Raw genomic sequence first — 19,200 nt, 5'->3', positions numbered from 1 at the left:
ACGAAGGAGACACCATGATCTTAGTATGGTTTCGACGTGATTTACGAACGTTAGACCACACCGCACTTAAAGCGGCGTTAGATTCAGGTCAGCCTGTTGTCGCTTGTTTCATCGCGACGCCAGAGCAGTGGCGAGAACACCACATGGCGCCGATGCAGGCGGATCTCATTGCTCGTCGTTTAGAGTATCTCAACGATGAGTTGGAAAGCCTGAATGTTCCTTTTTTATATAAAGAGGTGCCGTCGTTTTCTGATTGTACCGAAGTGATTAGTGAATGGGCGAAAACACTTGAAGCAACGTCTGTTATGGCGAATATTCACTATGAAGTGAATGAACGAGAGATCGATGCACAAGTGAGAGAGGCGCTAGCTTCCCATGATATCGATTTTGAACTGTTTCACGACAAATGTGTGCACCCACCAACGACGGTTCTCAATAAGCAAGGTGAGTATTTTAAGGTATTTACACCATTCAAACGTGCTTGGTTGACGCAGTTTCAAATGCCAGCGGTAACAAAGCCTCACGAACAAGCGCCGCTAAGCAGCAAAATATTGGAACAATTAGAGCCGATTCGATTTAGTTCAGACTTCACGTTTAGCTATCCTCGAGAGTCCAGCGAGGATTGGTTTGCTTCGACCAATGATGTTTTAAAGCAGCTTAGGGAATTTGCTCGTGAGCGCAGTGATGCTTACAAGGAAGATCGAGATTTTCCGGCTATTGATGGCACCAGTCAACTGTCTCCCTATCTTGCGATTGGTGCATTGTCACCAAGGCAATGTATTGCTCGCTTGTATGCTGAAAACCAACAAAATGACCTAACAGAAGGGAAAGCAACTTGGTTGAGTGAGATCATTTGGCGTGAGTTTTATCAGCATCTGTTGGTTTTCGAACCAAAGCTCGTTAAAGGCAAAGGCTTTATCGACTGGGAGGATAAAATTCAGTGGTCTTATGATGAGCAGGCTTTTGAGCGATGGAAGGCTGGAGCGACAGGGTACCCGATCGTCGATGCAGCAATGCGTCAGCTCAACCAAACAGGCTGGATGCATAACAGGCTTCGTATGGTTGTCGCGAGCTTTCTCACCAAGGATTTACACATTGACTGGCGTTGGGGCGAAGCGTACTTCATGAGTAAGCTGGTGGACGGCGATTTCGCAGCAAACAATGGTGGTTGGCAGTGGTCTGCATCGACGGGTTGTGATGGGCAGCCGTACTTCCGTATTTTCAACCCGATAAGCCAAGGTGAGAAGTTTGATTCTGATGGCCAATTCGTGCGCCACTGGGTGCCTGAAATCAAAAGTGTGCCAAACAAATACATCCATAAACCTTGGACTTGGGAGGGATTTTCTTTACTGGAATATCACAAGCCGATGGTTGATCACAAGACAGAAAGAGAGATAACCTTACGGCTCTTTAAAAGTGCCAAGGAATAAAGTGAAATGCTTAGCAAAAAGCGATCAATGAGTTTCGCAAAACGTACGTTGTTATCTGTATCGTTATCTTTAGCGAGTGGTTTGTCATTCGCTAAAATGTACGAGCTACCAGAGGATGGCAGTCGTTTAATTGGTCGCCTTGAAAACCACGTCGTGCAAGAAGGCGAAACCATGGCAAATATTGCCAAGCACTACGATGTCGGGATGCTAGGTTTAATGGCGGCAAATAAAGGCGTGGATCCCTTCTTGCCAGAAGAGGGACACGTTCTTACTATTCCAACACAACTGATCCTCCCAGATGTACCCCACAAAGGCATTGTCATCAATTTAGCGGAATTGCGCTTATACTATTTCCCGAAAGGGGAAGATATTGTGCATGTATTCCCCGTGGGAATCGGGCGAATTGGGCGAGACACCCCGGTGATGACAACGCGTATTAGCCAAAAGCGTCCAAACCCTACGTGGACGCCGCCAGCCTCGATTCGTGCCGAGTACAAAGCGAAGGGCATTGACTTGCCAACCGTTGTACCTGCCGGTCCAGACAACCCACTTGGGATGTTTGCATTGCGTTTAGCCTACGGAAATGGCGAGTACCTTATTCACGGTACCAACAAAGATTTCGGCATCGGCATGCGCGTCAGCGCGGGTTGCATTCGTATGGACCCAAGCGACATTGAATGGTTGTTTGAAAAAGTTCGTAACGGTGAAGAAGTGAATATCATTAACCAACCAGTGAAAGTATCACTAGAGCCGGACAGAAGTGTATTTTTAGAGGCACATGAGCCATTGACTCGCAGCAATGGTGAGAAAGATCACCTACAGGTACCAAAAGAGTTAAAGTGGTGGCTGGATGAGTTCGGACTGAAAAATGTGAAGGCTAAAGCAGCGATTGCCGCACAGAATGGGGTTCCTGTCGAAATAACCGCGCCTTAACGGGCGTTAAGACGCGGTATCAAATCTTACTTAGTGTAAGACTGAGCGATGTTATCGATACGCTCGTTAGCACGCTCAGCTTCTTCTTGAGCAGCCATTGCTGCTGCACCTGATTTTTGAACGTCAGATTGAAGAGCTTGTACGTCTTGGCTTAGTTGGCTAACTTGGTTGCTTAGTTCGTCTAGTTTTGCTGCATTTGCTGTTGCTGCGTCATCAGAAGAAGCACAACCTGCTAGTAGAAGTACTGAAGTTGCTGCAGCTGCGATCAACGTTTTGTTCATATAAGAACTCCTTGCTTATAGTGAAAGTCTCGCTACCAACTATTATTTTATACAGTAGCGAGGTTAAATGTGGATACATTTTATCAGTACATGATGTAGCAAAAGTCAAAAAAACCCAAGAATTTCATGGAGTACCTGACGTCAACTTTTACCTGAGCTTAACAAAGGTGAGTGAATTATCCTCTCCCTTATTCCCACAACAGTTCTCATAGCAGGTGTTTTTGCCACGTTCCTGATATCAATAATTTAGACGATATTGACACAAATGAAAGTTTCTCGGCGCAAATAACTGCATTTACGCAGTTTTATTGGAGAACGAGAGGCGCACCTTGAGCTCGCTTTTCTCTAAATCTTAAGTCAAGCAGCTGACCAATAAAGCGAGGGTTTGTTCTTAATTGAGCCGCAAATGATGTTTTGTTTTCATCCGTGGGAATTAGTTTGTGTGATCTCTATCTATACTCCTATGATTTGCGGTATTATACCGAGCTTTATTTTTTTGCTGCGTTAGAGCGGAAACGACATTACAGAGCGCTCAGACGCTGACTGATTTATTGGAGAATACTTTGCAATTTAAAGATCTAGGCCTAGACAACCGATTGTTGAAGAACCTAAAACACTACGATTTTAAAAAACCAACTGACATTCAAAAGCAGGCTATTCCTGTTGCGATTGCAGGCAAGGATTTATTGGCATCTTCGAAAACGGGTTCGGGCAAGACTTTGGCGTTTGTATTACCAATGCTTCACAAGTCTTTAAAGACAAAATCGTTTTCTGCCAAAGACCCTCGCGCAGTTATTCTTGCTCCCACTCGTGAGCTAGCGAAACAAGTGTATGGTGAGCTTCGCTCTATGCTTGCTGGCCTATCTTATGAAGCTGCATTGATTTTGGGTGGTGAGAACTTTAATGATCAAGTGAAAGCACTGCGCCGTTACCCGAAATTCATCGTGGCGACACCAGGACGTCTGGCTGACCACTTAGAGCACCGCTCGCTTTACCTTGAAGGTTTGGAAACGCTGATCCTTGATGAAGCAGATCGTATGCTGGATTTGGGCTTTGCACCAGAGCTTCGTCGTATCCATAAAGCAGCTAAGCATCGTCGCCGTCAAACATTAATGTTCTCTGCAACGTTGGATCACGCCGACGTAAATGACATTGCGGCTGAAATGCTTAATGCTCCGAAACGTATTGCTATCGGTGTTTCTAACGAAGAACACAAAGATATCACGCAAAAATTCTACTTGTGTGATCATCTTGATCATAAAGAGGCGATTCTAGATCGCGTACTTTCAGAAGCAGAATATCGCCAAGTTATCATCTTTACGGCGACGCGCGATGATACTGAGCGCCTAACAGCGAAGCTAAACGAGAAGAAACTGAAGGCCGTTGCATTGAGTGGTAACTTGAACCAGACTCAACGCAATACGATCATGAGCCAGTTTGAGCGAGCGGTATTCAAGATCCTAGTGACAACAGATGTTGCTTCTCGTGGTTTGGATATTGCGACAGTGACACACGTCATTAACTTCGATATGCCAAAGCATACTGAAGAATATGTACACCGTGTTGGCCGTACGGGCCGTGCTGGTAACAAGGGTGATGCGATTTCTCTTGTTGGTCCAAAAGACTGGGATAGCTTTAAACGTGTAGAAGCTTACCTACAACAAGATCTTGAGTTTTCAGTATTCGAAGATCTGAAAGGTAAGTTCAAAGGCCTGAAGCCACCTAAGCCAGATTTCCGTAACAAGAAAGCGACAGCGAAGAAATCACGCCCTCAAGCGAAGAAGTCGGCTAAGAAACCTGTTAAACGTGACAAGAGTTTCTACAAAAACGTATCAGTGGGTGATGATGTGTTCATCCCGAAGAAAAAGCCAGCGGCACCAAACTCTGAAGAGTAAAAGTCGCACCAGTTTTCAACTGATTTTAGTTTTTCAAAACCCGAGTGTTCGCACTCGGGTTTTTTTATGCTTATCTCCAGGCGAAATGATGTCTTTCTATACTAACGTGTTTGCTAGGCTTTTATATTTATCTGGTTTTATATAAACAGCATAGATCGCTAATTTAGAGAGGTATTAAGTTTTATCAACTCGGTCCAAGCAAACGTTTTTCCTCACATACTAGATAAAAATTTCACATGATTATGAAAATGATAATTGATCTCATTTTTATTTAAGGGCAGAATACGCGCCATTGTATTAATCTTATAAATGAATTTGCTCTCTATATGAAATTTACTCATGTTTTTTTAGGGCTCATAATTACCTCTAGTTCTTGCTTTGCCGTTAATGACTTTAATTGGTTGCGAGATGACGCTCGTAAAGATGAGCGAGTTCTTACCTACCTAACAGAGCAGAACCGTAAGACTGAACAGTATCAAAAAAAATATCAGACGTTGACGCAAGATCTTCTCGCGCAGTGGGAAGCCATGGTGGCAGATAAAGGTGATAAACCATGGTCGATCGTAAATGGACGCGAATGGACGTTAACGCGTCGTGACAGTGGTTATGTGTTGCTATCACGTTCGAACCAGTATGCACAAGAGAACACAGTATTTGATTTCTCTGAACGTCAATCTGCATATCCGTATTATCAAGTAGGGCAGTGGCAAGTAAGCGGAGACACGTTGCTTTTCACTGAAGATATTGATGGAAGCGAGCAATATCGCGCCGTGGTTGTTGATTTACTCTCTGGCCAATCTACGGAGCTGGCAACGCACGTCGATAGCGGTGTATTGCTTTCACCTGATGGTAAGATGGCTTATCTCGTTTCGAAGGAAATGCGTACACAGCGACCTCATCAGATCCTACGCATCTCCACTGAATCTTCGGCTAAAACCGTTGTATGGCACGAATACAAATCAGATTGGTTACTTTCTTTCTACCGTGCGGCAGATAGCCGTTACGTGGTGCTGCAAAGCAACAACGAGTCAACCACAGAGCAGAAGCTTGTTGATCTAGAAACGGGCACCGTAAGCGATTCACTGAGAGTGCCAGAAGCGGGCGTGGAATATTACGCGGATGTGGCGAAAGGGCGCGTTTACATCAACAGCAATCTTGAAGGTACATTTGCACTTTATCAAACCGATCTAGCACCTCTTAGCGCAACATGGCAACGCTTTACGACCCCTCGTGAACCGCTTGGCCAGTTCTACCTTTATGATGCAGGAGTTGTGGCACTCAGTAAGCCGAACAACGTAGCGACATTGACGGTGTATTCATACCAAGGTCAGGAAAAAGTGATACTGCCATTAGAACAGGATGGCAATGTCGCTTGGTTGAGCACGTTGGGCGATTTTGAATCAAACAAGATTCGTATACGAAGTATGTCGATGACTACGCCTCCTCAGTGGGAAGAGTTCGATGTAAAAACGCTGACTAAAACCTTGTATTCTCAAGATGCTTACCAAGATTTTGATAGCCAACGTTATGTCTCCCAACGCATTTTTATCAAGCACGATGGTGTTTCTGTCCCGGTCTCTTTAGCGTATCGCAAAGACAAATTACACGCGCAATCACCTGTGATGATTTACGGCTATGGCGCATACGGTTTTACGATGAAGCCCTACTTTATGCCTCAAGTCATAAGCTTGCTCGACCAAGGCGTGATTTACGCTATCGCCCATGTTCGCGGCGGTGGGTACTTTGGCGATGAGTGGCACGAGCAGGGCCGTGGTGTGCGCAAAGCCAATTCTATTGGTGATTTTGTCGCGGCCGCTAAGGCGATGCAAACGTTTGAACGCGGCAATAGAGAGATTTTTGCCATCGGTTCAAGTGCTGGTGGCACGTTGGTCGCGGGAGCGGTTAATCAAGACCCTAAATTGTTTTCAGGTGTCGTGCTTAAAGTACCTTTTGTTGATGTGGTAGCAAGCATGTCGGATACCTCACTTCCGCTGACCACACAGCAGTATGGCGAATGGGGTAACCCAACCAAATCTGAGCAACTGGCGCTAATGAAAGCGTACGATCCAATTCTCAACATTCATAAAGACGCTTACCCACCCATGTTGGTTCAAGTCGGTTTGATCGACCAGCGCGTGCCTTACTGGGAAGGTGCCAAGTATCTCGCCAAGGTTTCCGCGCTAAGTGAGCGCGACGGGCCGTACTTGTTGCAGACCAATTTTAATTCGGGCCACCAAATGGACCCACGACAAGCGCAAGAACAACAAGCAAAAGAATACGCCTTTCTTTTATCACTAATTAAAACATCTAAAGCGGAGCAGTAAATGAAGCTTACCCCAGTGTCAGCGGCAGTACTTTCGGTACTAGCTGCCAGCCAAGTGCACGCCAAATCTGACGTTTTCTCTATGGAAGAGGTCGTGGTGACGGCGAATCGGATTGAACAACCAATGTCTGAACTAGCAGGCAGCGTCGCAGTTGTCACTAGCGAAGAGATTGAACAAAAGGGCGAAACAGAGCTTTATGATGCGCTGCGTCATGAACCTGGGGTAAGTGTGTCGGGTGGCGCTGGGCGTCCACAAAACATCACGATTCGAGGCATGACGGGTAACCGCATTATGATCATTCGTGACGGCATTCGCTCAGCAGACGGTTTTGGTGCGAATGACAGCAATGACAAAGTGGGCCGCGATACGTTTGATCTTTCTAATCTTGAATCATTAGAAGTAGTGAAAGGGGCGAGCTCATCAGTCTTAGGTTCTGGTGCTATCGGTGGCGCTGTGATTCTAAAATCCAAACAGCCTGGCGAGTTTTTAAAAGATCGTGACTTTTATGTTGATGCCACGGGCACGTACACGGGGATCAGCAATAAATACAAAGGCGCGAGCAATCTGGCATTTCGTTCTGGCGACACGGAAAGCTTAGTCAACGCGGCGTATTGGCAAGGTGAAGAGACGCGTAACTTCAGCCAAGATTTGTACAACCGCGATTTGGATGGTTACAGCGCGTCATACGCCATCAATCATTTCTTCAATGATGAAGTGATGGTCAAAGCGCGTGCCGAACTTTATCGGCAAGACCAACAACGCCTGGAAGGTTCGCCATCTATACAGAAGGATGGCAAATGGCATATCGAAGACTTCGCAGAAGATGAATCGACAAAAGAGTACAGCGCTTATATTGGTGCAGAGGTTACACCGATTAATCCAACTTGGTTCGAAGAGTTAGATACAAAGGTCTACTGGCGCCACACCGAAGTGGTGGAAGACACGAATCGTTTAATGAGACAAGTTGACCACAATGGCTTGACTGTTAGACGTCGCGAGCTAGAACACAAAACCTTCATTGACGAAACAATTGGCTTCCGTGGTGATTTCACCAATACGATTTATGCTGCAAATGCTGAGCACCAATTGGCTTACGGTATCGAGCTTTCTACTGACTATTATGAACGCACAGATAGCGATTCCAAGATTGATTGGAACGGGGTAACGCCTTCGACCAAACAACCTTTCGCTCCTGCTCGTGCTTATAACATTGGTCTGTACGTTCGAGATATGGTGGAGCTGGATAAATGGACCATTACAGGCGGCCTGCGCTTTGATGCGCACCGTCTAACACCGGACGGTGAGGGTGAAGTGGGCGGCTTCCCATTAAAAGACATGGATAGCTCAGAGGTATCTCCAAGCCTATCGATTTCTCGTGAAGTGTTTGCCAATAACATCGTTTATGTATCTTATAACCACGGTTATCGTGCTCCGGAATACGACAAAGCGTATGGCTTCGTAAACCATGACTTTGTGCCGCTAACGCCGTTTGTCATTGCACCGAACATGGACCTAGAGGCTGAAACTTCGGACTCCTTTGAAATCGGTAACAAATTCGATAATGGCCGCGCGCAACTTTACGTTTCTGCGTTTTACAACAAGTTCCAAAACTTCATTGATGTTGTTACCACAGGGCAAGATAACTTCGGTAACTACATCAAGCAATACCAAAACTTACACGGCGTTGAAACCTACGGCGCCGAGCTTTCTGCCGCGTACGCTTTCACTTCGTCTTGGAAGCTAAGTACCAAGCTTGGTTATGTGGACGGAAAGGACGCCGAAGGCGAGTACGTTCGTAGCATCACACCTTTCGAGGGCAATGTTGGGCTGAACTATCAGCAGCAAGACTTTAATGCGTTCGCGACGTGGAACTGGGCTGGTTCGATGGATCGTGTGCCGAGTTGCCAAACGTCACTTGGACAAAAGACCGAGTGCGCACAAACAGATTCATGGAACACGCTCGATTTGGGGGCAAGTTACCAAATCACCAAAGATTTTCGTTTGAGTGCGACCATCATCAACCTGTTCGACAAAGAATACATTCGCTACCAAGACGTTGCTGGCATAGCGGATGAGAGCAAACGCTACTCAACGGAACCAGGTCGTTACTTTACGGTTAACGCGAAGTACATCTTTTAGTAGGAGCCCTGCATGAAACTCAAACTTTTGGCGCTTTCTCTTGCGTTGGCAGGCGTTCAAGTGACGAACGCTGCCGAGTGGGATTACCCTAGCGCTGCCATTACGGTTACGAACCAAGCTGAAGCGCTGCGCTATTTACAAGCGAATTACGCTAGCGCTGGCGAACTTAAGTTTCGCTATCAAACTCGTTCTCAGCTCGGAGATCATTACAACTTTGATGTGTGGGTCGATGGGCAGTATCAACCGCAACGCACCATTGTGCTGTCGACTAACCAAGACAGCCAAGTCGAGCGTATTTTCAAAAGCCTTGAAGATACGGTGATTCGTAATGGCGAGGCGATGCCTGCCGGAGAACTGGAACTGCCTGTTCGATTGGAAGTGACCGAGCCGCCAGCATTGAGCTCTGGTGAGTTAGTAACGGTTCCCGTCTCACTCTTTGATCCTGATTTACGTACAATGCAACAACAAGCTGCGCCTGATTCTGCTTGGAATTCGTTAGAGGATTATCCGCAGCCACTTCAATATGTTGAGAAGCAGATTCAAGTTTTGCAGTCTGGTGGCAAGTTCTACCTAGCTAACGAGCGCGTTAAACAGGTGGATGCACTTGCATTACTGTCTTCACCTGCGGTAGGTGCAGAGCCTGTGCGTGATACAAGCAGTATTTTGCCGCCTGAGGGGGTTCAATCTTTTGCGGATGTAAAAGCGATGCAAAGCGCTCAACTTGGCGAGAATGCCTTTTTGCAGTTGATGGCGTTTTACCATCTTGACAGCTCACTGCAGTACTTATCGAGCTTGAGCTATGACTTATTTGACGAACCGCTTCGTTTTGATGGGCGTGGTTTAGCGCTCGACAACTCTTCTTACTACACAGGTTCGCGTGCGCTGATGTTAGGCGTTGGCGGAGTATCTCCAGATGCTGCAGATGCAGATGTGATTTTGCACGAGCTAGGACACGGTATTCACTATCAAATCGTTCCTGATTGGGCGTATGGACATACTGGCGCGATTGGAGAAGGTGTTGGTGATTACTGGGCGGGCAGCGCGAGCTACCGAACACAGTATTTAGACGCAGCTCGCCGTGGCCAAGAATTCGAGTTAGATACGGTGTTCAACTGGGACGGTATGTTCGGAACACGCAAAACAACTCGTAGCTTATGGAACCAAAGAGCGCGTTACTTCGAGAGCTCAGAGTATCCAGCGCACGTTAGTGTGGGCGGTGAACTAGGCGATGAGCTGTGGTCAACGCCACTGTTCCAAGCGCTTAAAGCATCGGTTGAACGATACGGTGATGACACCGATAGCGTGTTCCGCGAGTTTGACGCCATTGTCCTTGAAGGCATGTATGGCATTGGTCGTGGCGTGAAAATGCATGATCTGGCGGAATCGACCGTGTTTGCCGCAAACACTTTGTTCCCAAATAAAGACTATGCCCAATTCCTGACGGACAGCTTCAACAAACACAACTTACTTAAAGCGCCTCTTCGCGTTCGCTATGACGCTCGATACATCGCACAAGGTCAAGACGTTGGTGTGAGCCTGAGCCAAACTGGCCGTGAAGCGAGCATCAAAGGGCAATGGCAGCTAAACAACGAATCCGTTTTCGATTTTGATGAAACGCTTTCTGACTCGACCTCAATGAAGGTGGCTTTACCAAGCGGTCTGACATGTGGCACGCAATTCGATTCCTCTATCTCATTGGATTACCAATTTGCTAAAGGTTTAAAGGCTCACCAGTGGAGCGAAAAGGTGATGCTGGTTAATGGTACGCCAGAGCTCGATATCCAGCCTCAACCAGTGAACTCCGCTTTGCCGGAGCAGGGTGACAGATTGTTCTCTCAGACGCTATCGGACAAGTCACGCACGATTGATGATTCGTTTGCGGTTTACCTGAACATCGAACATGACTCACTGCAGGATCTGCAAGTGACGCTTGTGTCTCCACAAGGTAAATCGGTTGTGCTACTTAGCCATCAATCAAGCAATACCAATGGATTTAAAGGTTACTTCACCGCTCAGTATGACGAGGAGTTACAAGCACTTGTCGGTCAACCGAGTTGGGGTACTTGGCGTCTCGAAGTATCTGACCGCGTGTCAGGGAACTCTGGGGTGTTGAAAGAGTGGGGTGTTAGTCACTTTGCTCAGTATCAGTGTAGTGCTGATACCACTAAAGAAAGCAGTGGTGGTTCAGGTGGCAGTGGTTCGCTTTGGACCTTGGTAGGACTTTTCCTGCTTTCAATGGTGAGAGTGATTCGTTCTCGTTAATTAAAATCTAAAGAAGACAAAATTTATGAAGTTTCAATATTCTTTCGTTGCTATGTCACTAGCCCTAGCTGGTTGTGGCGGTGGTTCTGGTGGTGACACGTCAACACCGACCTATAATGTAGCTGGCACCATCGTTTCTGCAGGTACACTTCTTGATACGCCAGTATGTATCGATTTAAACCAGAACTACGTTTGTGATACTACTGAACCGAGTGCTAAAACGGATAATGCTGGTAAGTTCTCCCTGACGTCAAGCGACAAGAACATTTTGACTAGCACGATTCTTGCTCAAGTTGATCATGGCTCAAACCAAATGTTGCGTCTTGCGGCTCCAGGCCAAAACTTAGCAACGGGTAACACAGTAAATGGTGTAACAACATTGCTCGCAGGTCTTGTGGTTGACGGTAAAACCGTTGCTCAAGCTGAAGAGATTGTTAAAGCGCAACTGGCTAGTGTAGGCGTTTCGCTGAATGGTTCGGTGATGTCTAACGCAGAAGCCAGTGAGCTGGACAAGCTAGAGCAAAACACGGTTGCGCTATTAGCTGCGATGCAACCACAACAAATGACCAAAGGCGTAGCGCTGCTTGCTCAAAGTCTTAGCTTCCAAGGTAAATCGTTGGCCTCTGATCTTTTGTCTGAAGCGGAAGTGAGTGCATTTGCTGAAGAAATTGCAGCGGTTGTTGAACAAACAGCTGGTAGTAACGACACGGGCGCCGTTCTTCATTTTGCTGATGGCGCAGCAGACGTTGCTGAGGTTCAAGCTTCTTACCCTGGTCAAGATGCGGAATACGGTTTCGACAAAGAGGACAAGCAAACGTCGACAGGCGCGGGCTTTAAGTTCGTTAAGCTAGATTCACAAGGCGCTGCTTTAGCTGCAGATGCCACTGAGTGGGCTTGCACTTTGGATGAGCGTACTGGTCTTGTTTGGGAAAACAAGAGTGCGGATGCGAGCTCTATTCAATTTAAAGACCGCCTATTTGCGTTTGAGTCTGAAACATTTAAGCCATTTAGCAAAGATGTAGATCTTGCGGGCTGTAAAGAGGTGGGCGATGAAATTTGTACTACGAGCCAATACGTTGAGTACATAAACAAACAATCGTTATGTGGAATCACTGGTTGGCGCCTGCCTACTTACCGTGAAACTTATGACTTACTAGATTTCGGTGAAAAGACACTATTTGCGCCGAGCACAGAATATGAACCGAACAATGTGTATGGTTTTAATGTCAAATACTTCCCACAGCAAACTTTAGGCAGCCCTTATTTAGAAAAAGGTGCGTTTTGGCATGATGGTTTTAGGTTTACGGACACATCATCACAGCTCATGGATGGTGAGATTTATTTCCCCGCAATTGTCTCTCGGGGCGCAGATAGAGGGGCTACTTCATTCGTTGAGATTCGCTCAAGCAGTACAAGTGAAGATGCCTATGATTCCTACCAATTCCCAATCCGTCTAGTAGCAGTTAAGGGACAATAAGATGAAGAAACTAATGACCGCGTTATCTCTTGTGTTGGCTTCTCAAGTAGCAATGGCTACACAAGAGTGTTCGACTGATTTTGCTAAAACAGCACCTAATACACGTTACACTTATTCAGATAAGGGAACTGTAACTGACTTAAAAACAGGTCTTACATGGATGCGCTGTCCAGTCGGTATGACATGGAATGCAGCAAACGAAGAATGCACCGGAACGCGAGCTACGATGTCATGGCAATTCGCGCTGTCTACGGCCCAACAAATTCGTAATCCGTCCGGTAACCACCCTCTACACAACTTTGCTGGCAAAAAGAATTGGCGACTAGCAAACATTAAAGAGTTGGTATCGTTAACGGAGCAAGCTTGCTATAGCCCAGCGATGAATGGTACAGGCTTTGCGAGCGGTTATACACTGACAGACAAGGACGATATTTTAGGACGTAATATCTGGAGTAACACACCTAATGGTGACGGTAAGCATGTTGCTACTCTTGATACGACTAATGGTGAGGTTTTCAATAGAGATCCATTAGACTCAAGTTTCAAAAGCTCTCTCTTGTTAGTGACAGATGAATAATACTTATTACGTTAATAAAGATTGATAGCTTTGCCTTTATAAAAAGCTCCGCCAGTGCGGAGCTTTTTTCTTTTCTAACCTTTGGCACTTATCGTGTTGAGCAGAATGTTTAAACTTGGAACTGCTTAAGTTGGTGCTTTTGGTTTTCCGCTAAGTCTGAAAGCTCTTGAGCGGCAGAGGCGGACTGCGTAATGCCAGTCACGTTCTGACTTACCAATTCATAGATGGTACTCAGGTTGTTATTGATGTCCGACGTTACTTGCTTTTGTTCTTCAGAAGCGGTCGCAACTTGGGTGTTGATTGCATTCAAATCTGAAATCGCACTGTTGATGTCACTTAGTGAACGACTGACTTCTGCAGCAAGCGCTTGGTTGTCTTCTAACATGGCTAAGCTTGAATGCATGCTTTCATTCGCGTGACCAGACTGCTGTTGTAGCTCTTCAATGATGGTTTGGATCTCTTTGGTTGATTCTTGAGTTCTCGCTGCCAGCATACGCACTTCGTCAGCAACCACGGCAAAGCCTCGACCACTTTCTCCCGCTCGTGCAGCCTCGATCGCTGCATTCAGTGCAAGCAAATTGGTTTGCTCAGAAATGCCTTCAATCACTTCGATCACGCGACCAATGTGTTCTGATTGATCTTTCAGCGATGTCACGACGGCTGCGGCTTCGTTGAGTTGTTCTGCCATTTTTTCGCTTGCGCGAGTGCTTTCCTCAAACATGCTCAGACTTTGTGAGGTAAGCATGCGTGCTTGATTTGATGCGCTATCGGCTTCTTGTGCATTGGTCGACACTTCAGCTGCAGTCGATTCTAGTTGGTTGATTGCCGAAGCCACTTGCTCAACTTCTTGCTTTTCTTGATCTGAGTTAACGCTGCTTTGAGTCATAACAGTCGCTAACTCGGTCGATGCTGATGCCACATCTTCACTAATTCGAACTAATGCACTCACGGTTTCACGCAGTTTGTCGATGGTTTGGTTTACATCCTGAGCCAGTTGCGACACTTCGTTTTTTCCGATGGCTTCGGCTTTAACCAATAGATTTCCCTTCGCGACTTCTTGCATGGTTCCTTGAAGGTTACGAATCGGTGCAACGATATAGCTGGCTAGTATCCAACTAATAAGCGAAGCAGCACTCAAGATCACCGCAAGTGAAACCGCACTGTAAGTGAGCGTGGTTGAATGCTGTTCGCCATTCGCTTCCACTTCATCGGTGACGATTTGATTCAATTGTTTAGACAGGTTGTCGATGGCGTTGATCATTGCTTCGCCAGCCAATCGATATTCTGCCATCGCAGATTCGTACTTTTGATTGAAATCGGATGTGGTGTAGCCAGAAGAGTGTTTGGTGGTGAGCAGAGGTGTCATGGTGACGCGCGTGAAATCAACATAGTGATCCATGGCTTTGCGCATAGTATTCACTTCGGTTTGAACGCCTGGGAGGCTATCGATGGAATTCAGAAAATCGCGGTTTTTGTTTTGTCGTTCAGACAGTTCTTGGTTGAGAGATTGGACATCTTCGGCTCTAAATAGACTGTAAATGGCTTTGATGCGCATAGCGTAGGTGTTGTCTACGATGGCGCTGAGTTCCTCTTTATGAATGATCAGCTTGTTGGTGGAAGTGGAAACCTTATTGAATGCTTGGTCGAGCTTGCCGATTCCGACGCTCAATCCAATGATGAGTAATACAACGGTGAATAGAACAGGCAAAAAGACCTGAAGTTTAATAGAAAGCGTACTAAGAAATTGACGCATGATTGACCCTCTATCGGTTTGATTATTATCTTTTTTATAAATAAGCATCTCGATTTTAATTGCCACATTCGTCAAATCAATGACTTACTCATATCCAATTGTTATGAAATGTACCAAAATCGATGGAGTTATCATTTTGAACGCGCGGCAATTTATAAAAGCGCTAAGCTAAAAACGGTAGAGGGATCAGTCGCGGAATTAATATACAGAAATGACAACGTGTCATAGAGGGTTCAACTAAGTGAAACACAACTGTCATATTCAAATTCTAAAGTGAGCACCGTTCAAGTGAAACACAACGGCAATAAAGCCACTTAAGGAAATTGTGATGAAAAAGACAGTAATCGGTGCAATCGCACTTCTAGGCGCAATGGCAGTGACTCCTGTTTCTGCTAAAGAAACTATCTCTGCAGTGGGTTCTAGCAGCGTAACTCCACTGATGGAAGTTTTCTCTGAAACGTACATGAAGAAGAACCCTAACGTATTTATCGAAGTTCAAGGCCCTGGTTCTTCAGCTGGTGTTAAAGCAGCAAAAAATGGTTCAGCAGACCTTGGTATGTCTTCTCGTAATCTAAAAGACTCTGAAAAAGAATCAACACTAATCGAAGAAGTGGTTGCTCGTGATGGTATCGCAGTGGTTGTTAACCCACAAAACAAACTGCCTGGCCTAACAGCAGAGCAAGTGACTGCAATCTACAAAGGCGAAGTATCAAACTGGAAAGAAGTCGGTGGTGCAGACAAGCCAATCGTAGCAATTACTCGTGACACGGCTTCAGGTACTCGTGGCGCATTTGAAGACATCATGTCTCTTAAAATGAAGATTTCTGGTAAGAAGGTATCAGCTATCTCTCAACGTGCTCAAGTTGCAAACGGTAACGGCGCACTAAAAACAATGGTTGCATCTAACCCATACGCAATCGGCTACATTTCTCTTGGTACTGTAGACAACACTGTTAATGCTCTAGCAATCGACGGCGTTGATGCAACGGTAGCTAACGTGAAAAACGGTTCTTACAAAGTAGCTCGTCCATTCCTTGTGCTTTACAAAGAAGGCAAGCCATCAGCTGAAACGCAAAAATTCCTAGACTGGATGCTAACTGAAGATGCGCAAAAGCTAGTTGACCAAAACGGTTACATCTCAGTTAACTAATTCTATCGGGACTCTTAAGTTTGCTCAGCCCACCATTTAGGGCTGAGCGTTTTCTATCCATAGTGTTCACCGGCAAAACGCCCAGAACCGTGAGATTTTTTAAATGACCATCGCAACAAATAGTGAAAAGCTTATGAATACAGACGCTAAAGCTATCAGCAAGCCCGGCCTGCGCGAGAAACGTCGCGTAGACTGGAAAGAGCGTATCTTCCACGGCTTGTTCCTAACCAGTGCCGTTATCGGCATCGTCTCATTAGCCGTTATTGCTTACTTTATTGTTCGAGAAAGTATCCCGGCATTCCAAGAAGCTGGTGTATCGGGCATCGTTCTTGGACAAAACTGGCTGCCGCCTGCACTTTACGGTGTTGCGACAATGATTGTTGCATCTATTGTATCGACGGCAGGTGCGGTAATCGTTGGTGTACCAATTGGTGTGCTGACGGCTATCTTTATTGCCGAAATCGCACCAAAGCGTCTTGCGGATATTATTCGTCCTGCAGTTGAGCTTTTGGCAGGTATCCCGTCTGTGGTTTATGGTTTCTTTGGTTTGGTCATCATCGTACCGCTGATTCAAAACATCTTTAATGTCCCTGCGGGTAACACGATTTTGGCAGGTATCATCGTGCTTGGTGTGATGATTCTACCGACCGTAATCACGGTATCTGAAACATCTATTCGAGCTGTGCCTCGCGCATACAAAGAAGGCTCTTTGGCACTTGGCGCTTCGAAAATCTACACAATCTTCAAATTGCTCGTTCCAGCGGCTCGTTCAGGCATCATGACGGGTGTGATTTTGGGTATTGGCCGTGCTCTAGGTGAGACAATGGCGATCATCATGGTGATGGGTAATGCACCTGCTATGCCAGAAGGCATCCTAGATTCGGCACGTACGCTAACCGCAAACATCGCGATTGAAATGTCTTACGCAAGTGGTATTCACGCCAACGCTCTTTACGCCACTGGTGTTGTACTTCTGGTCTTCATCATGTCGTTGAACGCTGTACTTCTTTACCTAAACCGAGAAAAAGCGAAGTAATCGCTCGTTAAAGGTGACTATTATGGATCGCGCAAAACTAAAACAAGCTCGCCAGTTCAAAGATAACGTCTTTAACGCTTTGGTTTGGATTTCGGCAGCACTAACGGTAGGTTTTTTGTTCTGGATTATCTGGTACATCCTATCAAATGGTCTACAACACGTAGATTGGAACTTCATTACTGATAACTACACACGTACTGGTGAAGAGCACGGTATCTTCCCGATGATCGTCTCGACCATCTACATGGTTATCGCATCCATCGCGGTAGCGGCGCCACTGGGTATCATGACGGCAATCTACTTAACCGAATACGCGAAAGTCGGTAGCCGATTGGTAAAAATTATCCGATTCTGTACTGAGTCGTTGGCGGGTATCCCGTCGATCATCTTCGGTCTATTCGGTATGACGTTCTTCGTGGCAATTCTTGGTCTGGGCTTCTCGATTCTGTCGGGTGCACTGACTCTAAGTATTCTTATTCTGCCAGTGATCATCCGTACTACGGAAGAAGCACTAATGGCAGTGCCTCAAACGTATCGTGAAGGCTCTTACGGCCTTGGCGCTTCAAAAATTTACACTATCTGGCGTTTGATTCTTCCGAGTGCAATGCCAGGTATCTTAACCTCGGTCATTCTAAGTATTGGTCGTGTCATTGGTGAGTCTGCTCCAGTATTCCTGACAGCAGGTATGGTTGCACGTATTCCGGATTCTTTATTGGATTCAGGTCGTACATTAACCGTTCACCTATACAAACTGACTACCGAACTGTTTACCGTTGAAGAATGGAATCAGGCTTACGGTACCGCAACAGTGCTTATCGTGGTTGTTCTTCTGATCAACATGGTAACGAAACTGATTGCTAGACGTTTTAACACCGCAACTTACTAACAACACTAATTAAGAACGCACGTTAAAAGACACGAATTCAAGATTTAAGAGATTAAGAAAATGAACAAATTTGATATTGAAAACCTAGACTTATTCTACGGTGAAAACCAAGCACTGAAATCGATCAACCTACCAATTCCAGTTCGCCAAGTAACGGCACTTATCGGCCCGTCAGGTTGTGGTAAATCAACGCTTCTACGTTGTTTGAACCGCATGAACGACCTAATCGAAGGCGTGAAAATCACGGGTAAATTGGCGATGGACGGCGAAGACATTTACGGCAACATTGATGTCGCGGATCTTCGCATCAAGGTTGGCATGGTGTTCCAGAAGCCAAACCCATTCCCGATGAGCATCTACGAAAACGTGGCTTACGGCCTACGTGCTCAAGGTATCAAAGACAAGAAACACATTGACGAAGTGGTAGAGCGTTCACTACGCGGTGCAGCACTTTGGGACGAAGTGAAAGATCGTCTGAAGTCACACGCATTTGGTCTATCGGGTGGTCAGCAACAGCGTCTGTGTATCGCACGTACGATCGCGATGGAGCCGGATGTGATTCTGATGGATGAACCAACTTCGGCACTTGACCCAATTGCGACACATAAAATCGAAGAATTGATGGAAGAGCTAAAGAAGAATTACACCATCGTTATCGTGACCCACTCAATGCAACAAGCGCGTCGTATCTCTGACCGCACTGCGTTTTTCCTAATGGGTGAACTGGTTGAGCATAACGATACTCAAGTGATCTTCAGCAACCCTCAAGACGACCGAACTCAAGGCTACGTAAATGGTGATTTCGGTTAATTCGCCATATTTACAAGCATAACTAAATAACTATAAGCGATGGTAACTTTGCCCCTCTTTGTGAGGGGCCTTTTTCTTTTCAAGCTGCGGATTTATAACACCAACCTATACCAATAATTCTTGCAAGGAAGCACAAATATCCCTCCCTTTTTTATAGAACATGTAACTTATGTGAAATGCGGTTATAAAAGTGCTGAAGAGCTCTCGAATGTGAAACTAAGTCTGATAATTTTGCGAATGACTTAAC

14 protein-coding genes are annotated in these 19,200 nt (G+C 45.9%); 12 read left to right on the top strand and 2 right to left on the bottom strand.

Going from position 1 to position 19,200, the window contains the following annotated elements:
• Window positions 1–14: 14 nt before the first annotated feature.
• The gene (phrB, locus tag B7360_RS17485; RefSeq protein ID WP_085344174.1) at window positions 15–1,430 is read left to right on the top strand and encodes a deoxyribodipyrimidine photo-lyase; all 1,416 of its coding nucleotides are present in this window, start codon (window positions 15–17) and stop codon (window positions 1,428–1,430) included.
• 6 nt (window positions 1,431–1,436) lie between these two features.
• Window positions 1,437–2,363, top strand: a complete 927-nt coding sequence (locus tag B7360_RS17480; protein WP_005394922.1) for a L,D-transpeptidase family protein — start codon at window positions 1,437–1,439, stop codon at window positions 2,361–2,363.
• A 26-nt stretch (window positions 2,364–2,389) separates the two neighbouring features.
• On the opposite strand, the gene B7360_RS17475 is transcribed toward B7360_RS17480, so the two are convergent.
• Window positions 2,390–2,644 carry an Lpp/OprI family alanine-zipper lipoprotein gene (locus B7360_RS17475; RefSeq protein ID WP_005375145.1) on the bottom strand — a complete coding sequence of 85 codons (255 nt, stop codon included), beginning with the start codon at window positions 2,642–2,644 and terminating at the stop codon, window positions 2,390–2,392.
• Between the two features lie 551 nt (window positions 2,645–3,195).
• Between B7360_RS17475 and B7360_RS17470 the strand changes: the two genes are divergently transcribed.
• The 6 genes from B7360_RS17470 (at window position 3,196) to B7360_RS17445 (ending at window position 13,318) form a co-directional block, all read left to right on the top strand.
• A complete protein-coding gene (locus B7360_RS17470; RefSeq protein ID WP_047009779.1) occupies window positions 3,196–4,539 on the top strand; it encodes a DEAD/DEAH box helicase in 1,344 nt (447 codons plus the stop codon).
• A gap of 326 nt (window positions 4,540–4,865) precedes the next feature.
• Entirely contained in the window at window positions 4,866–6,863 is a 1,998-nt protein-coding gene (locus B7360_RS17465; protein WP_085344172.1) for a prolyl oligopeptidase family serine peptidase, read from the top strand.
• On the top strand, window positions 6,864–9,002 hold the full coding sequence (locus tag B7360_RS17460; RefSeq protein ID WP_085344170.1) for a TonB-dependent hemoglobin/transferrin/lactoferrin family receptor: 2,139 nt from the start codon (window positions 6,864–6,866) through the stop codon (window positions 9,000–9,002).
• Between the two features lie 12 nt (window positions 9,003–9,014).
• Window positions 9,015–11,264: a proprotein convertase P-domain-containing protein gene (locus B7360_RS17455; protein ID WP_085344168.1), complete on the top strand. Its 2,250-nt coding sequence runs from the start codon at window positions 9,015–9,017 to the stop codon at window positions 11,262–11,264.
• A 25-nt stretch (window positions 11,265–11,289) separates the two neighbouring features.
• The gene (locus B7360_RS17450) at window positions 11,290–12,741 is read left to right on the top strand and encodes a DUF1566 domain-containing protein (RefSeq protein WP_085344166.1); all 1,452 of its coding nucleotides are present in this window, start codon (window positions 11,290–11,292) and stop codon (window positions 12,739–12,741) included.
• A gap of 1 nt (window position 12,742) precedes the next feature.
• Window positions 12,743–13,318, top strand: a complete 576-nt coding sequence (locus tag B7360_RS17445; protein ID WP_085344164.1) for a DUF1566 domain-containing protein — start codon at window positions 12,743–12,745, stop codon at window positions 13,316–13,318.
• Between the two features lie 109 nt (window positions 13,319–13,427).
• On the opposite strand, the gene B7360_RS17440 is transcribed toward B7360_RS17445, so the two are convergent.
• Window positions 13,428–15,071 (bottom strand): methyl-accepting chemotaxis protein, encoded by a 1,644-nt coding sequence (locus tag B7360_RS17440; protein ID WP_085344189.1) that lies wholly within the window; start codon window positions 15,069–15,071, stop codon window positions 13,428–13,430.
• A gap of 328 nt (window positions 15,072–15,399) precedes the next feature.
• On the opposite strand from B7360_RS17440, the gene B7360_RS17435 reads away from it, so the two are divergent.
• From B7360_RS17435 to pstB, 4 genes are all read left to right on the top strand, one after another.
• Window positions 15,400–16,221, top strand: a complete 822-nt coding sequence (locus B7360_RS17435) for a phosphate ABC transporter substrate-binding protein (RefSeq protein WP_006741922.1) — start codon at window positions 15,400–15,402, stop codon at window positions 16,219–16,221.
• Between the two features lie 103 nt (window positions 16,222–16,324).
• Complete coding sequence (pstC, locus tag B7360_RS17430) at window positions 16,325–17,257, top strand: phosphate ABC transporter permease subunit PstC (protein ID WP_006741921.1); 933 nt, start codon at window positions 16,325–16,327, stop codon at window positions 17,255–17,257.
• A gap of 22 nt (window positions 17,258–17,279) precedes the next feature.
• Window positions 17,280–18,143, top strand: coding sequence for a phosphate ABC transporter permease PstA (gene pstA / locus B7360_RS17425; RefSeq protein WP_005397882.1), 864 nt, complete (start codon window positions 17,280–17,282; stop codon window positions 18,141–18,143).
• 60 nt (window positions 18,144–18,203) lie between these two features.
• Window positions 18,204–18,953 carry a phosphate ABC transporter ATP-binding protein PstB gene (gene pstB / locus B7360_RS17420; protein WP_005397884.1) on the top strand — a complete coding sequence of 250 codons (750 nt, stop codon included), beginning with the start codon at window positions 18,204–18,206 and terminating at the stop codon, window positions 18,951–18,953.
• Window positions 18,954–19,200 lie beyond the last annotated feature (247 nt).

Source organism: Vibrio sp. ArtGut-C1, assembly GCF_002105475.1.
GTDB lineage: Bacteria > Pseudomonadota > Gammaproteobacteria > Enterobacterales > Vibrionaceae > Vibrio > Vibrio diabolicus.
Note: the sequence above shows the minus strand (reverse complement) of the source record. Positions and strands in the feature narration are given on the sequence as shown.

Excerpts from the sequence above, each read along its gene's own strand:
- B7360_RS17465 (WP_085344172.1), top strand. The coding sequence starts at position 4,866 with ATGAAATTTACTCATGTTTTTTTAGGGCTCATAATTACCTCTAGTTCT.
- B7360_RS17450 (WP_085344166.1), top strand. The coding sequence starts at position 11,290 with ATGAAGTTTCAATATTCTTTCGTTGCTATGTCACTAGCCCTAGCTGGT.
- B7360_RS17435 (WP_006741922.1), top strand. The coding sequence starts at position 15,400 with ATGAAAAAGACAGTAATCGGTGCAATCGCACTTCTAGGCGCAATGGCA.
- B7360_RS17460 (WP_085344170.1), top strand. The coding sequence starts at position 6,864 with ATGAAGCTTACCCCAGTGTCAGCGGCAGTACTTTCGGTACTAGCTGCC.
- B7360_RS17475 (WP_005375145.1), bottom strand. The coding sequence starts at position 2,644 with ATGAACAAAACGTTGATCGCAGCTGCAGCAACTTCAGTACTTCTACTA.
- pstB (WP_005397884.1), top strand. The coding sequence starts at position 18,204 with ATGAACAAATTTGATATTGAAAACCTAGACTTATTCTACGGTGAAAAC.
- B7360_RS17445 (WP_085344164.1), top strand. The coding sequence starts at position 12,743 with ATGAAGAAACTAATGACCGCGTTATCTCTTGTGTTGGCTTCTCAAGTA.
- B7360_RS17480 (WP_005394922.1), top strand. The coding sequence starts at position 1,437 with ATGCTTAGCAAAAAGCGATCAATGAGTTTCGCAAAACGTACGTTGTTA.
- phrB (WP_085344174.1), top strand. The coding sequence starts at position 15 with ATGATCTTAGTATGGTTTCGACGTGATTTACGAACGTTAGACCACACC.
- pstA (WP_005397882.1), top strand. The coding sequence starts at position 17,280 with ATGGATCGCGCAAAACTAAAACAAGCTCGCCAGTTCAAAGATAACGTC.
- B7360_RS17440 (WP_085344189.1), bottom strand. The coding sequence starts at position 15,071 with ATGCGTCAATTTCTTAGTACGCTTTCTATTAAACTTCAGGTCTTTTTG.
- pstC (WP_006741921.1), top strand. The coding sequence starts at position 16,325 with ATGACCATCGCAACAAATAGTGAAAAGCTTATGAATACAGACGCTAAA.
- B7360_RS17455 (WP_085344168.1), top strand. The coding sequence starts at position 9,015 with ATGAAACTCAAACTTTTGGCGCTTTCTCTTGCGTTGGCAGGCGTTCAA.